Source organism: Bradyrhizobium betae (genome assembly GCF_008932115.1).
GTDB lineage: Bacteria > Pseudomonadota > Alphaproteobacteria > Rhizobiales > Xanthobacteraceae > Bradyrhizobium > Bradyrhizobium betae.
In genome coordinates this window covers 2,809,035-2,824,064 of record NZ_CP044543.1, presented here as the reverse complement: position 1 = coordinate 2,824,064, position 15,030 = coordinate 2,809,035, and the positions used below count along the sequence as shown (strand labels likewise).

The 15,030-nt window shown below is 64.2% G+C and carries 10 protein-coding genes; 3 read left to right on the top strand and 7 right to left on the bottom strand.

The genetic code is table 11. From position 1 onward, the window contains the following. Window positions 1-131: 131 nt before the first annotated feature. Complete coding sequence (locus tag F8237_RS13520) at window positions 132-2,348, bottom strand: acetate--CoA ligase family protein (RefSeq protein ID WP_151645386.1); 2,217 nt, start codon at window positions 2,346-2,348, stop codon at window positions 132-134. Window positions 2,349-2,523: 175 nt separating this feature from the next. Here F8237_RS13520 and F8237_RS13515 point away from each other — a divergent pair, with 175 nt between their 5' ends. After that, window positions 2,524-4,215, top strand: a complete 1,692-nt coding sequence (locus F8237_RS13515) for a glycosyltransferase (RefSeq protein WP_244626121.1) — start codon at window positions 2,524-2,526, stop codon at window positions 4,213-4,215. Here F8237_RS13515 and F8237_RS13510 read toward each other — a convergent pair. The 3 genes from F8237_RS13510 to F8237_RS13500 form a co-directional block, all read right to left on the bottom strand. Further along, a complete protein-coding gene (locus tag F8237_RS13510; RefSeq protein ID WP_151645384.1) occupies window positions 4,209-5,189 on the bottom strand; it encodes a glycosyltransferase family 2 protein in 981 nt (326 codons plus the stop codon). The genes F8237_RS13515 and F8237_RS13510 overlap by 7 nt on opposite strands. Before the next feature lie 158 nt (window positions 5,190-5,347). Further along, a complete protein-coding gene (locus F8237_RS13505; protein WP_151645382.1) occupies window positions 5,348-5,917 on the bottom strand; it encodes a class GN sortase in 570 nt (189 codons plus the stop codon). Window positions 5,918-6,016: 99 nt separating this feature from the next. Beyond that, window positions 6,017-8,281 carry a marine proteobacterial sortase target protein gene (locus tag F8237_RS13500; protein WP_151645380.1) on the bottom strand — a complete coding sequence of 755 codons (2,265 nt, stop codon included), beginning with the start codon at window positions 8,279-8,281 and terminating at the stop codon, window positions 6,017-6,019. A 183-nt stretch (window positions 8,282-8,464) separates the two neighbouring features. On the opposite strand from F8237_RS13500, the gene F8237_RS13495 reads away from it, so the two are divergent. Both F8237_RS13495 and F8237_RS13490 read left to right on the top strand, forming a co-directional pair. Next, window positions 8,465-9,235 carry a helix-turn-helix transcriptional regulator gene (locus tag F8237_RS13495; protein ID WP_151645378.1) on the top strand — a complete coding sequence of 257 codons (771 nt, stop codon included), beginning with the start codon at window positions 8,465-8,467 and terminating at the stop codon, window positions 9,233-9,235. Window positions 9,236-9,289: 54 nt separating this feature from the next. Continuing rightward, a complete protein-coding gene (locus tag F8237_RS13490; RefSeq protein ID WP_151645376.1) occupies window positions 9,290-10,732 on the top strand; it encodes a glycosyltransferase family 2 protein in 1,443 nt (480 codons plus the stop codon). Between the two features lie 343 nt (window positions 10,733-11,075). Here the strand turns inward: F8237_RS13490 and F8237_RS13485 are convergent, their stop codons facing one another. From F8237_RS13485 to F8237_RS13475, 3 genes are all read right to left on the bottom strand, one after another. After that, window positions 11,076-12,023, bottom strand: coding sequence for a sulfotransferase family protein (locus F8237_RS13485; protein ID WP_151645374.1), 948 nt, complete (start codon window positions 12,021-12,023; stop codon window positions 11,076-11,078). Between the two features lie 9 nt (window positions 12,024-12,032). Next, on the bottom strand, window positions 12,033-13,253 hold the full coding sequence (locus F8237_RS13480; RefSeq protein ID WP_151645372.1) for an ABC transporter substrate-binding protein: 1,221 nt from the start codon (window positions 13,251-13,253) through the stop codon (window positions 12,033-12,035). Between the two features lie 75 nt (window positions 13,254-13,328). Continuing rightward, window positions 13,329-14,879, bottom strand: a complete 1,551-nt coding sequence (locus F8237_RS13475) for an acyl-CoA synthetase (RefSeq protein WP_151645371.1) — start codon at window positions 14,877-14,879, stop codon at window positions 13,329-13,331. Between the last annotated feature and the right edge of the window lie 151 nt (window positions 14,880-15,030).

Below are 15,030 nucleotides of genomic sequence, written 5' to 3'. Positions count from 1 at the left end.
ATTCTACGGCCAAAGCCGGGAAGTTGGAAGAAGCCGCAATGTTAAAGAGGGCGGGTTAGCGAAGCGTAACCCGCCACTTCTTCCGCCGTACAATTGGTGGAATACGCTGAGCTAATCCACCCTGCGATACATCAGTGCTCAACCGCGCGTGTTGCTGCAGCGTTGTTCAGCACGATCAGGGCATCGACCGCGACGCCCGTTCTGGCATTGATCAGGAACGGGTTGATGTCGATCGAGGCGATCCGGTCGCCGGCATCGGCAATCAGGTTGGACAGGCCGACCAGCGCCTTGACCGCCGAGGCCTCGTGCAAGGCCGGCTTGCCCCGATAGCCACGCATCTTGATGCCGGCCTTGGTGCGGCCGATCAGGAGTCGTGCCTCGGCCTCGTCCAGCGGTGCGCCGGCGAGCGCGACGTCCTTCATCAGCTCGATGTCGATGCCGCCGGTGCCGAACAGCACCACCGGTCCCATCTCGGCGTCGAGCGAGGCGCCGACCACCAGTTCGAGATCGGCCTTGACCTGCTGCGCGATCAGGATGCCGTCGAGCTTCGGCTTGCCCTTCAATCGGTTCACCCGCGCGGTGATGTCGGTGAATGCCCTCTTCACCTCGGCCGCGCTGTTGAGGTTCAGCACCACGCCGCCGATATCGGATTTGTGCAGGATCTCGGCGCTGACGAGCTTTGCCACGACCGGAAAGCCGATCTGCTTGGCGATCTTCACGGCCTCCGCCGCCGTCTGCGCGATCGCTTCCTTCGAGATCGGAATGCCATAGGCCTTCAGCAGCTTCTTCGAGGCGACCTCGTCGAGCGCTGCGCCGCTGGCCGATTTCAGCGCCCTCTCCAGCACGGCCCGTGCGGCAGGCCTGGAACTCGAGACGATGTCGGGCACCTCCTTGCGCAGCTTCGCATAGTCGAGCAGTGACTTGATCGCTTTCACGGCGCGGTCCATGCCCTGCATGACGGCGAGATGAGGCAGGGATTTGCGTAGACCCTTGGTGAATTCAGTGAAACCGATCGACATCGCGCTGATGTAGATCACGGGTTTCGAGGCCCGGCTGGCCATCCCGTCGACGATGCGCAGATTGCGCTCACGCAGCTCGTGCGGCGCCTTCGGCAGCTCCGCGTCGATGATGACGATGTCGATCTCGGGATCGTCGATCATCAGCTCGATCGATTTCATGTAGACGGAGGGATCCACCACCGCGGCGAAACCGGCGTCGAGCGGGTTGCCGACGATGGAGCCCGGCCCGAGCATCTTTGCCAGTTCCGAGCTGACATGCGGGCTCAGCGGCGCAAAGTTCAAGCCCTCTGCATGGAAAGCGTCGATCAGCATGCCGCGCTTGCCGCCGGACAGCGTGACCGCGGCAAGCCGGCCGCCCTTGGGCACCGTTGCGTGGACGAAGCATTCGGTGGTCTCGATCAACTCGTCGAGTCCGCTCACGCGGATCACACCTTCCCTCGTTGCGATGGCGTCGAATGTCTCGATCGAGCCCGCAAGCGCGCCGGTATGGGCCATTGCGGCGGCACGGCCGCCTTCCGACGATCCGAGCTTGAGCGCGATCACGGGTTTGCTCGCGGCGCGGGCCGCCTTGCAGGCGTCGCGAAAGGCCTTGGTATTGCGCACGCCTTCGAGATAGACCACGATCACCCTGATGCTCGGGTCTTCGGCGAAATAGCGCATCAGGTCCGGCGTCTCGAGCCCGGCCTCGTTGCCGGTCGTCACCATGTAGCCGACGCCGACGCCGCGATCCTCCAGCGCCTGGCGGATCGCCATGACGATCGCGCCGGACTGCCCGGCGATCGCCACCGCGCCCTGCGCCATGGTGACGATGCGGTCGTCGATATTTGTGAAGAGCTTTTCGCCCGCGCTCAGATTGCCGAGGCAGTTCGGGCCGGTAACCGCGAGGCCCGTCTCGCGCACCGCGGCTTGCAGTTCGGCAGCGAGCTTCTGGCTCTCCTCATCCTGCAGCTCGCTGAAGCCCGAGGTGACGATGGTGGCCGAACGCGCGCCGGCCGCCGCAGCATCCCGGATCACCTGCACCGCAAAGCGCGCCGGCACCAGCACCAGCACGTGGTCGGGCTTTTCCGGGAGGCTCGCAAAGTCCTTGAAGCAGGGCACCCCCCAGATGGTCTCCCGCTTGGCGTTGACCGGATAGAGCCCGCCCTCGTAGCCGTACTTGACCAGATTGTTCCAGATGCGCTCGGCGTAGTTGCCGGGCTTGTCGGTCGCCCCCACCAGCACGATGTTGTGCGGGTGCAGCATGGCGTGGATGCCTTTGACGATGTCGCTGGCGTTTGGCGAGGGAGACCATGGACGGGGAGAGACGGACGCAGGCGCTTGGGCTTCCATGGCGCTTCCTCACCTATTGTTCTTGTTGCAGCGCGCTGCCATGCGCCGGCATCTGGCGGGATTGATCGTGACGAACCCCATGCCGCGTGGCGGAATGGTCGGGCTTCGCGAGAAAGGCTAGCATCACCAGACTTCTGGCGAAAGTGCGAACGGCGGGACGACGTGCTACGACTTCGTGACGCTCATTCTCTCATTGGTGATCATGCCGCTGCTCTCCGTCGTGGTGCCGACTCTCGATCGTCCCGACACGCTTCGTCACGCGCTGGCGACCATGGCGTGCCAGCCCATCGACGCGGATTGTGAGTTCATCGTCCAGAACAACGGCGGAAATCCCGAGATTGCGGAGATGGTCGCGGGCCTGAGGGACGCGCGCTTCAAGCACTTCGCCAGCGACACCGTACTCACGATGACAGACAATTGGGAGCGCGCGCTCGGCCATGCCGCGGGCGAATACGTCACCTTCATCGGCGACGATGACGGGCTGATGCCCTACGCCTGCACCACCGCGACGGACATTCTCGCGGGCGGCGCAATCGATCTGTTGAGCTGGCGTGCCTATAGCTATCACTGGCCGAATTATTACCATCCGGCTTTCCGCAACCGGCTGTTGGCGGAGATCGACCTCACCTCGTCTGCCAAACGTGTCTCGTCACGCCGCGAACTGGCGCGCATCTTCGCCTTTCAGGCGCACTATGCGTATCTGCCGATGATCTACAATTCGTTCGTCCGCCGCAGCGTCATCGAGCGAATGCGCGCGATCGGTGGCCGGTATTTCATCGGTCTGTCGCCGGACGTCGCCTCGGGCATCGCCAACGCAGCGCTGACCGACAGCTTTGTCCGCCTGTCGCGCCCGCTAGGCATGTCCGGTATTTCGAGGCACAGCACCGGCCATGCATTGTTCTTCGAGACGATGGATCTGCTCGAGACCGCGCGCGGTGAACGCGATTTCGGAGCCATCGACGGCGATCCCCGGCTTCCCGATCTCAACGCGCTCCAGCTCTTCATCGCCAGGGACATGCTCACCCTCAAACGTCTGCTGCTGGCGGATGACGATGGCGTGCGGCTCGATTACAGGGGGCTGGCACAGGCGCTTGCGATCGGCATCAACGATCGGCCGCAGCTCTATGATCGAACCGCGCGCACGATCGGCGAGCTCGCTCGTGCGCATGGCTTCGACGTCGCCGATATCATCATCCCTGCGCGCGGCGCGGAGCGCCCGCCGCCTGGCCGGGGCGTCCGCGTAACCGGGCCGAACCGTGTGGCTTATGAGCTGGACGGGTCTGTGCTTGGGCTGGCTTCGATCGCGGATGCGGTGCGCGTGATCGCGCAGTTCGTTCCGGATCAGGAGCCGTTCGATCCGGCCGCTCTCGAGGCTTCCGAATCCACGCCGATCCTGGGCGCGAGAGAGCTCGAATTCACGCGTGACGGGACCGGCGTCGCCGCGCTGATCGAGGGTTGGAGCGAGCCGGAGCAATGGGGCACCTGGTCAATCGCCAGGAATTGCGTGCTCCGCTTCGAGGTCCGTTCCGTCCCGTCACGTCCGATCGAGATTGTCCTGGCGTGTCGGGCGTTCGTGTCCGAGAAGAATCCGCAATTGCGGGTCGACTGCCGCGTCGGCGGCGGAGTGCCGCAGCCGCTGACATTCTCGACAGCCGCGTTCGCCGGATTGCGCAGGTTGAGGCTCGATCCGGCTGCCATCGGCGCCGACGGGACGCTGACCATCAGTCTGGCGCTCTCCGATCCTCGCTCGCCTGCCGATCTGGCTTTGAGCTCCGACGTGCGCCCGCTCGGCATCGGCCTTGAGCGGATCTGGCTCGACGATGGCGTCCCTGCCTCACGACTTCGCCGATCTGCGCCCGATCAGTAGCGCAGCAGGCTCAGCTTGTACGCGTAGTGGTAGGCCAGTTGCTTCGTGAGATAGGGAGCGATGGCGCGTCGGATCTGCATCTGCGACGGATCGAAGCCGAGAACGCGCCGACGCAGGATACCCATCTCCCTGACGCCGACTGCATAGGTTGCCGCTGTCTTCTGTGCATCGTGGATGCGGAAGCAGGCGATAAATCGCGGCAGGCGCGCGAATTTGAATCCCGCCGCTTGCGCCCGCAGGATGAAGTCCCAGTCCATGGCGTAGTGGAAGCTCTCGTCGATCGGCCCGATCCTGTCCCACACGCGCTTGCGCCAGAACATCGTCTCCTGCGGAATGTAGTCGGCATATTGCAACGCGTTGCCGTCGTGCGGCGGCAGCACGGCGCGCCCGACTTCAAGCCCATCGCGATCGACGAAGACGCGATGGCCGTAGACGACGTCGACGTCGGGGTGCGACGTGAAGTAATTGGCGACATAGGCGAGTGTTCCTGGCAGGAGCATGTCGTCGCTGTTGAGGTAAGCCATGATCTCGCAGTCGACACCGGCGAATCCGAGATTGATGGCGCTCGACTGCCCCGCGTCCGGCTCGCTCTTCCAGCTGAAGCCCTCGCCGAAGCTCTTCAGGAGATCGAGCGTACCGTCGATCGAGGCGCCGTCCTGAACGTGATAATGCAGGTTCGGATAGCCCTGGCCCGTGACGCTCGCGATCGTGGCGCCGAGATATTGCGCATGATTGTAGCTCGGCGTGACCATCGCAATCCGCGGCGCATCGGCGGGGATTGCAGGCGCGGGTCCCAAGGTATTCAGGTTGAGGAGGCGGGGCGGATACTGCTCGAAGGTCCATAACGGCGGGCGCCGCCACAGGCTGCGTAGACTCGAGCGTCTTTGCCCGGCGGACATGAGGTCCAGATTTCTTTCCAGCAGCGCGACGCGGTTTTCGAGTTGTTCCAGACGCTGCCTGCACTCGTCGTCCATTACTGGTGGTCCTGAAAATTGTAGCGTCAAAACGTCAATCGCCCATCCATACAGGGCTACGGACGATGACGCCAGTCAGCGGTGCCATCGGCGCGGTTCGCTGGCTATTTGGCGCTGCTTCCGTCGATCTTCGATCCCGGCGGGTCGATTGGGAATGGCTATTCACCGGTTCCGATCAAGGTCGCGTGAAGGATGTAGCGCTCGGGGCCGGGCGTGACCGCGTCGAACGGCCAGCAGGTCGCGAGCACGAGTTCCACATCCTGCGTTACAGGATCGATGACAGACTCATCGAAGCGAACCACGGCGGAGGAATCCGCCCGATAGCGAAAGTGCTTGCCGTCACCGCGTGTGACATCGATCACGTCACCAATGGCAACATTCCGCAAGAAACGGAAATGCGTGTCGCGATGCGCAGCGTATACAGCAATGCCGCGCTCTCCGGCATCAACCGTTCGGTGGAGATGGCCGGGCCCGAAGGCGAGCGCCTGGCCGCTGGTGCCTTCCAGCACGATGGCGCTGGCGCCGATCCGCTTCACCTCGATCCGCGCGACCGGCCAGGTGTCGGCCCACGACCATGGCTTGACGGCCTCGCCGGTCGCAACGCTCCGGTCGAACGCGCGCTCGAGTAGCACCTGAGCGAGCCATGCCTTGGCATGAATATAGGCGCCGTCGCCGAACAGGAGGGTGCCGGTCAGTGCGAGAGCCAGGGGAGAGATGAAGCGAAACATTTTGGGCTCAGTGACAGCGAGATAAAAGGGCGCGCGCGGCCGTTGTTGCGGGACGGGCAGCCGCGCGCGCCAAGCAGAGGAGTTCGGGGGGCTCCTCTCTCAAGCGGCGTCAGTGAGCAAGGACTGACGACGGTTGAACACGAACAGGATCAGGGCGAGCATGATCAGGATCAGGCCTGCGATCATCTTCAGCTCGGCCGAGGTTGCGGTCTTGGGCAGGCGGATCGCATCGGGTGCGGCGGGTGCCGGCCGCCGGGCCGCCGGCTGGTTGCCTGCGTCGGCATGCCGCTCGCGCAACTGTGTCGGCGTCAAATGCGGCCGTTCGCCAAAGACCTTCTCGAAATCCCAGCCGGCCGGCAGGTTTATCGGCAATTCGCTGAGCTTGAGCGGTGCGCCTTCGGGACGGCTCGGCGTCTTGTCGACTGCGACCAGGCTGGTGAGCCGCGTGACGATCTGATGGTCGAGCGCGAGCGCCAGGATCGCCTTGTCGGAGTCGTCTGGCGTCATCTCGCGCAGGGAGCGCGCCACTTCGGCATCGCCGATCTTGCGCTTGGCCCAGAGCTTCGACAGGCCCTTGCCCTCGGCCGCGTTTTGCAGAGGCAGCGTCACCGACCACGGACGGTCGCCGACACGGCCCTTGATCTCGAGCGAGCCGGCGAGCTTGTCGAGCTTTGCCGCAAGCACCAGCGGCTCGTCGCGATAGACGTCGGGAATGATTCCCGGCGTCACGTCGGCCCTGGCTTCGGAGAATTTCGCGCTGAGGCCGGTCACTGCCGGGTTCTCCAGCTTGGCGAACAGGCCGCGCATGCGTTCCTCGACCTGCTCGACGGAACCGATATGAGTGAAGGCGCCACGGCCGAGCTCGGAAGCGCGCGTCATCAGATAGGTGTTGGGCGCGGACCCGATGCCGACCATGAACACGCGCGAGCGGCCGCGCATCGCCGTGATCGTTTCGAACAATTGCTGTTCGTTGCCGATCGCGCCGTCGGTCAGGAACACGACCTGGCGAACGGTGCTGGTGTCGCCGAGCTTGTCGGTCAGCGCGGCGCGCATTGCCGGCACCATCTCGGTGCCGCCGCGCGCCTGCAGGGCGCTGACGAACGATGTGGCTTCGTCGACATGCGCGGCGTCGGCCGGCACGGAGGTCGGGAACAGCATGTCCATCGTGTCGTCGAAGCGGATGACGTTGAAGCGGTCATTGGGTTGAAGCCGGGAGAGGGCGTAAGTCAGGCTGGCCTTGGCCTGCACGATCGACGTGCCGCCCATCGAGCCGGAATTGTCGATCACGAACACGACCTCGCGCGGCAGCGGCTTCTGTGTCGCCTGCTCGGCGCTGGGCGGGGTCACGAAGGCGAGCAAATAGTCGGCATCGCCGACCCGCTCGCGGAACAGGCCGACCGACGGCGCCTTCGCGGCGGCCGGCTTCCAGGTCAGCTCGAAATCGCGGTCGGCGGGCACGGCGCCATCGGCGAGCGTGACGATTCGCGTCGTGCTGTCCGGGCTCTCGACCTTGACGTTGTGGTGGTGGCTCCTGACTTCGCCCAGGGCAAAGCCGGCCTTCAGACGGACCGTGATGCTGGTCGGATTGACCGGCGCGTTCCTGGCGGGATCCAGCACGGGCGGCGAGATGCGGTCGCGGTCCGGCACCGGATCCGAATTGGTCGCGCCCCAGCCGGAGCCATCCTGGCGGAAGTCGACGCTCTGCACGATCGGTGACGGATTGTAGCGCGGCCCGACCCCCAGCGGCAGGCGCAGCGAATATTCGTTGCCGCTCTGATGCACGGGCTCCTGGTACTCGATCTGCACCAGCACGGTCTCGCCGGGGCCGATATTGGCGACCGAATTGGTGAAGATGTTCGGACGCTCCTGCTCGGTGAGCGTCGCCTTCTGGCCGGCACGGCGCGCCTGCTCGTAGATCACGCGGGCCTGCTGCCGCTCCTTGATGTCGCCGACGATGACGCGGTCGCCGACCACCATCTTCAGCGTATCGACGGCGCCGTTGGCTGCCAGCGGATAGACATAGGTCGCCTCGACCCAGTCCTTGGTCGGGTTGCGGAAGATCTGGGTGACCCGGGCACGCAAGGTCGGGCCTGATACCGTGATGTCGACGTCGACGCCGAGCCGGATCGCCTCGATGGTGGCGCCGTCGTCCTTCAGCAGCAGGGATCCGGATTTGGCATCGCCGGGCTGCAGCAGGCTGGCCTGCTCCGTCGTTGCCGACCAACCCGGCTCGAAGCTCACCAGCAGCGCCACGAAGGCGACCAGCATTACCGCGATGCCCTGCACGAGAAGAAACAATCCGAGCTTGATCAGCCGGCCCAGCATGGGGTGTTCGTCGCTGTCGGCTGCGTCGTAGGTGTCCATTTGACCTGCTCCCGAAGGATGTGTGGTGGGGTCAGCTTCCGCCGGGAGGGGAGACTTCGCGAGCAGAACGATCGGCAATGTTCCGCCGCGGGCGGCCCGGCTGGCCCGCGTCGAGGCGGCCATGTGCGGTTTTGTGCCGGTCTGTCCGCCCTGCTACACTGGTGCTTCCAAGGCAGGGCCACGATGCAGACGCAGGATAAATTCACCGACAAGCAGTTGTCGGACGAGCAGAGCCGCGAGATCGCGGAGACCATTCGCGAGGAGCTCGCCCGGCGCCGGATCTCCCGGCAGGCGCTGGCCGAGCAGGCCAAGCTCAGCCTGTCGACGCTGGAGAAGGTGCTTGGCGGCCGCCGGCCATTCACGCTGGCGACGACCGTGCGGCTGGAGCAGGCACTTGGCGTGTCCTTGCGAAAAAGTGCCGTCGTGGTGACGCCTCCGGCCGCAAGCGATGTCGCGCCCGACAGCCTCGGTTCCTATGCGCATCGCGCCGTGACCTGGCTCGAGGACGTCTACATCACGCTGCGGCCGTCGTTCGGCGACAAGGACGCGATCTTCGCCTACCGCACCGAAATCGTCTGGGAGCCGAAGGTCTCTGCACTGGTGTTCCGCGAGGGCGAGCGGACCGATGCGGCCTATGAGCACACCGGCGAGGTCGCTGTGCCGCACCAGTCCGGCTTCATCTATCTTGTCATCATCAAGCACGGCCAGCATCGCGTGATCACGGTGTCGCGGCCGACGGTGGCCGGCGAGATGTACGGCATCATCTCGACTCTCCGGGCCGGCCCCGGTTCGCAACTGACGCCGATCGCAGCACCGATCGCCTACGTGCCCGCAAGAAATATTTCCAATCCGTCCGTGGGACGGGTCACATCCGACCACGCAAACTACAAATTATATCGGGATCACCTTCGCCGCACGGTCGACGAATCGTTTGCTCTGTTTCTGCCCGCCTAGACCCTGCGCATGAGTCGGCGACGTGCGCGATCATGTTGAGGAGTGAGATCCGGCGTGAGTCCCGACCAGCCCGTGTTCTCCGTCATCATCCCGCTCGAATATCATCGCGGGCAGTGGGAGCAATCCTGGCTCGGCTGGGTGTCGCAGACCGCTGAGAAATCTCTCTACGAAATCATCCTGGTCGTGCCGCCCGACTTCACGGCGCGCGACGAGCTGAGGGCGCTCGCCGGCGACCGGGCGCGCCTGGAATTCACGGCATCGGAGCACGACATCGGGCTCTGCGCATTCGGCGCAACCAAGGCTCGCGGCAGCTATCTGTTCTTCACGGAATCGCACTGTCGGCCGGAGCCGGATGTAATCGAGCTCTGCATCCGCGCGATCGACGAGCATCCCGATTGGGTCGGGTTCTCCTGCAGATCGGTGCCGATCTGCCACAACCGTCTGTCTGAGGCGGAGGCCGCGATATACCAGGCCGACATAGAGTTCGGCATGAAGGTGCACCCATGGCGCAAGGTCCTGGATCAATGTTTCGTGACGCGGCGCGACGTATATGAGGAATGCGGCGGCCTGCGCGAGGAGCTCGGCCATTTTGCCGAATGGGTGCTCGCCGCCGCATATTACGCCAGAGGCCATGCGATCGGCTATCTCGAAGAAGCGCGCTTCCATCACTACTACATCGGCGAGATCGGCGAGTTGAAGAAATTCACGCTCGATTTCGTTGAAGGTGAGATCCGCTATCTCAGCGAGGGCCGCCGCGATCCCGGCGGCGAGCTGCTCGACATCCCGGCCGAATGGAGCGCGTGGTACGAAGATGACGCAGCGCTCGCCCGCAATGCGCTGAACGCGCTGGTCCGCTACAGCCTCACGGGCCGGGGCTGGAAGCGACCTGACGAAAAGCTGCGTGCCTTCTGGCGCTGGGCCACGACGGCACTGTTCGGCGACCTCGGCGCGCGTATGGCGGCGTGGCTAGCTGTCTCGCATGCGCGCACGGTTCTGAGCGGGCTTGCGGTGTTCGGATCCCCCGCAGCCATTGCGCGGTGGCTGAGGTGCTATATCGGAGCGCTGATCCACCAGCAAAGGCTCGATTGCATCCGTCGCCTTCGCTCGTATTCAAGGTCACCGGCGAAATTGATCGGCGACAGCGTCCTCGGGCAGCTTGGATTCCACGGAATGGAGTCCTGGGCTGGCTACAGATTTTGCTGGAGTGAGCCGGAGGCTGCGGTCCGCATCAAAGGCGCTCCCGGTCGCAATATTGCCCGCATCCAAAGCCCCGGACTCCGCGCGCCGCTGGACAAGATCGGTGTGCATTTCTACCTCGACGGCGCGAACGTCGCCTCTTCGGCGGTCACAATCGACCGCGAGAGCTATACGCTGAGCCTCGATCTGCCGGCCTCAGGTGTCGCAATTCTTGCATGGGCGTGCCCCGTATTCAGAGGTGCCGGTGATTCACGCCGCCTCGGGCTCGCCGTGGCAGCAATCGAGCTCCGAGCCGCCTGACAGCCTTCCGGCCGCTCCGCATTCAGGCATGCGATTGTTCAAAGCAAGTTGAGCCGTTCGAGCGCAAAGCCGAGCTGTCGGGCGTCGGGCGACGATGGGTTAAGCTGTTGCGGACGTCCCATGATCGGACAATGGTACGCGAATGATGCGCGATGGGTGTCTGCTGTCCATGCTTCGACGGGGACCTCGCTTTCGAGCAGGAAGCCGCCTTTGTCTGTGCGTCGGCGCAATGTGAGCCTACGGCTGTTGAGCGAGATACTGAGCTGTTTCAGCGCATCCTCGTTGAAGACATGGGAGAGTCGGCATTGAAACCGGGATGGGCTTGCAGTCGCACTTCGCAGGTTCAATGTCGCGATCGACCCGGAATTCCAGCACAGCCACCGCCCTCATGACGCTCCCGCTCATGCCAACCCGACCCATGCAGCGGCTGGTCCGGGGTGAAGCCATCGGTTGGGATCGAAGCCGCAAGTTCCGGAACCGGTTCGCTGGCAGACGCGCCAAGCTTCTGTTCGAACAATCGGCGTGCCCCATCGTAGAGCTGCAAATCGAGCTCGTTCCACGACCGCAAGACCTCGAGCGAATCCGGATCGATTACCGCCTCGCCTGATCGCGGCGTTCGGTTGAGGTGCTGCAGCGGACCGAGCGCGCCCCAGCCCATCATCCGTCCGAGCAACTGCAGCGTATCCGCCTGCCGCTCCAGGATGCCCGCCAGATCGATGTCGGCGAGATGTCGTTGTGCCACACTGAGCAGGCGCGGATCATCGTCGCGCAGATGTTGGCACGTGGCGCCGGCCAGCTGCCTCGTCTGCACATTTGCAAGCCAGTAGCGCGCCAGCGTCGCCTCCTCGGCCAGAAAGCGTGCTGCGCCGAGCTGGCGCGCGCGATCCTGGAACCGGCGCCGAGCCTGGTATTCCTCGGTGCTGAGCTCCATGGCGAGTGTACGAAAGAACGCCTCGCTGTGGCTTTGGAAGAAATCATAGGCCGAGGTGCAACGTGCCATCGGCTCGCGCAGAACCGTGAAGATCGTCGGCCGCACCCTGAAGCGTTCGGCATAGTCAAAGCCGACATGACCGGTGACGAAGTGCGCATCGCCCGGCTGTTGTCGACCGCTGAGCGAATGGGCCTGAAACAGGACCCGGTCGGCGGGAAAGCGGTTTGCGAGCAAGCCGCGCAGCGAAACGCCCGCGGTCTTGCGAATGTGCAGAAAGAAAAGCGGCGGAGCGCCCGCCGCATCGATCGCGGCGGGAGCCGTCTCCGTCAGGGACGGCTCCCGATCGTCTGTGCGGGGCATCGCGTCGGGTCAGCCGCCCGTTTCGGCGCTGATGATGTCGCCGAACAGGTCCCACTTGCCGCCCTTGAACTGCATCATCTTGAGCTGCTCGATCGGGGCGAAGTCGCCGGAGCCGGTATTGATCTTGATGCCGGGGATCAGCGTGTCGGGTGCGAAATCCTTCAGGCTCGCGGCCTGCTTCATCACGTTCTCCCGGGTCAGATCGTCGCCGCACTGCTTCAATGTCTGTACCAGAGTCTGCGCGGCGGCATAGCCGTAGACCAGGTTGGTGTCGGTGATATCGGCGCCCGGCATGTATTTGTTCACGAAGGCCAGGAACTTCTTCATGCCGTCGTCGTCCTTCCATTGCGGGTCGGCGGCGTCCTTCAGGTAGCCCGCCGACAGCACGCCCTCGGAGGCCTGCAGGCCGGCCGGCTGCATCACCGCGCCGATCGAGATCGAGACGTCGGTCATCACTTGCATCGGCTTCCATTCGAGTTCGGCGATCTTCTTGATCGCCTGTGCCGCGAATTTTGGCGTCGCGATGTTGACGAAGACATTCGCGCCGGTGCCCTTCAGCTTGACGATGTGGGAATCGATCGAAGGCTCGGTGGTCTCATAGCTCTCTTCCGCGACGATCAGCGAGGACGCCTTCTCGCCGAAGATCTCCTTGATGCCGGCGACGTAGTCCTTGCCGAAATCATCATTGGCATAGAAGATCGCGACCTTGGCATCGGGCTTTGCCTTCATGATGTATTTCGCGAAGATCCGCGCCTCGACCCGGTAGCTGGGCTGGAAGCCCATGGTCCACGGGAAGGCTTTCGGATCGTTCCACTTGCTGGCGCCGGTGGCGAGGAAGAGCTGCGGCACCTTCTTGGCGTTGTGATATTTCTGCACGGCGGTCTGGGTCGGCGTGCCCAGCGCGTTGAAGACGAGAAAGACTTCGTCGCTCTCGATCAGCTTGCGGACCTGCTCCACGGTCTTCGGCGGCGAGTAGCCGTCGTCGTAGGAGATGAAATTGATCTTGCGGCCGTTGATGCCGCCTTGGTCGTTGATCATCTTGAAATAGGCGTCTTCGGTCTTGCCGATGATGCCGTAGGCGGAAGCGGGGCCGGAATAGGCCTCGACATTGCCGATCTTGATCTCGGTGTCGCTGGCGCCGGTGTCGTATTTCTTCTGCGCGTAAGCGCCCTGGGCCGTGAGCAACGTCAGCGCGGCTGCCGCGGCAAGCAGGGAGAGTTTCTTGTTCATGAAAATTCCTTGGGGTTTCTTCTGGGTTGGAGCAGGCACGTCGAAAAAGAAAAGCGCCCGAAAGGGGCGCTTTGATCAGGCGTTGGCGACTTTCCTGTCGACTTCCGAGGCGACCGAAAAGTCCTTGCGCAAGGTCGGCTTGTGGATCTTGCCGGTCGCGTTGCGCGGCAGCGCATCGACAAAGCGAACCTGCCGCGGACATTTGAACCGCGCCAGATTCGCCGCGCAATGCGTGAAAACATCGGCTTCGGTCAGCCGCTGACCGGGCTTGACCGCGACGATGGCGAGGCCGACCTCGCCCCATTGCGGGTCGGGAATGCCGATCACGGCGGCTTCCGCGATCGCATTGAGCTGATGCAGGACGTTCTCGACCTCAGCCGGATAGACGTTTTCGCCGCCGGAGATGTACATGTCCTTCCAGCGGTCGACGATGTAGTAGAAGCCTTCCTCGTCGATGCGGGTCGCGTCGCCGGTGTGCAGCCAGCCGTCGGTGAACGACGTCTTGTTCGCTTCGGGCCTGTTCCAGTAGCCGGGCGTGATGTTCGGCCCCTTCACCCAGAGCTCCCCGAGTTCGCCGACATCGGCGTCGCCGCCGTCGGGGCGGACGATCCGCACCTCCGTGTGCAGCACCGGCTTGCCGGCGGAGCCGGCTTTCCGCGCTGCGTCCTCGCGGTCGAGCACCAGCACGGCAGGCGACGTCTCGGTCATGCCGTAGCCTTGCTGAAGCGCGACGCCGCGCGCCTCCCAGACTTTCAGCAGCGGCACCGGCATCGGCGCGCCGCCGACACCGCCGACGATCAGCCGGCCGAGGTCGGTGGTCGCGAAGGCCGGATGCTGTGCCATGAACTGGTAGATCGCGGGCACGCCGAAGAACACGTTGATGCCCTGTGCGGGATCGCTGATCAGGCCGAGCGCGACACCGGGATCGAAGGCACGCATGATTTGCACGGTGCCGCCAGCATGCAGCACCGGATTGGTGTAGCAATTCAGCCCGCCGGTGTGGAACAGCGGCAGCACGGTGAGCAGCACCGAGGCCGGCCCGATGCAGGCGGGGCCGCCGAGATTGACGCAGTTCCAGAACGTCATGCCATGGGTGATGGTCGCGCCCTTCGGATGCCCCGTGGTGCCCGACGTGTACATGATGGTCGAGACGTCATCGAGCGTGACCTCTTCGGCACGGGCGAGAGGTTTGGCGGCTGCGATGCCGGCCTCATAGGCGCCGTCGGGGCCGAGCAGCAGGCTGGTCGCGACGTTGCAGAGCTTTGCAACGCTCAGGGCGGTGTCGGCGAGATCGGTGTCGTGGATCATCACCTTCGGCGCGCAGTCGGCGGTGATGAACTGGAGCTCGGGAACGGTGAGGCGGGTGTTGAGCGGCACGAAGATCGCGCCGAGACGCCCGCAGGCGAACTGCACCTCCAGCGTATCGGTCGTGTTCAGTGCCAGCACCGCGACCCGGTCGCCGCGCGAGACCTTGAGCGTATCGCGGAGGAAGCCAGCCAGGCGCGCGACACGCGCATCGAGCTGCGAATAGGTGAAGCGGCGCTCGCTGGCGAGGTCGATGACCGCGACCTTGTCAGGTGTGCGGCGGCCATGATGGGCGATCCAGTCGTAGTAACGAACGGCCACGAATTCCTCCTCGGCGGTCTGGTGCCGCCTGCATTCTTGTTGTCATGCACCATGCCCGGCATGGCCCTGGGGGACCAGCCGGAGTTTTGTGCAGCACGTCTTCTTTTGATTTGGAGTTGGCCTGCGGGGGACGAAAATCGTCTTGCGTTGA

Bases quoted from the DNA above. Each gene is read 5' to 3' on its own strand.
- F8237_RS13505 (WP_151645382.1), bottom strand. From the start codon at position 5,917: ATGTTTCGCTTCATCTCTCCCCTGGCTCTCGCACTGACCGGCACCCTC.
- F8237_RS13480 (WP_151645372.1), bottom strand. From the start codon at position 13,253: ATGAACAAGAAACTCTCCCTGCTTGCCGCGGCAGCCGCGCTGACGTTG.
- F8237_RS13510 (WP_151645384.1), bottom strand. From the start codon at position 5,189: ATGGACGACGAGTGCAGGCAGCGTCTGGAACAACTCGAAAACCGCGTC.
- F8237_RS13500 (WP_151645380.1), bottom strand. From the start codon at position 8,281: ATGGACACCTACGACGCAGCCGACAGCGACGAACACCCCATGCTGGGC.
- F8237_RS13485 (WP_151645374.1), bottom strand. From the start codon at position 12,023: ATGCCCCGCACAGACGATCGGGAGCCGTCCCTGACGGAGACGGCTCCC.
- F8237_RS13520 (WP_151645386.1), bottom strand. From the start codon at position 2,348: ATGGAAGCCCAAGCGCCTGCGTCCGTCTCTCCCCGTCCATGGTCTCCC.
- F8237_RS13495 (WP_151645378.1), top strand. From the start codon at position 8,465: ATGCAGACGCAGGATAAATTCACCGACAAGCAGTTGTCGGACGAGCAG.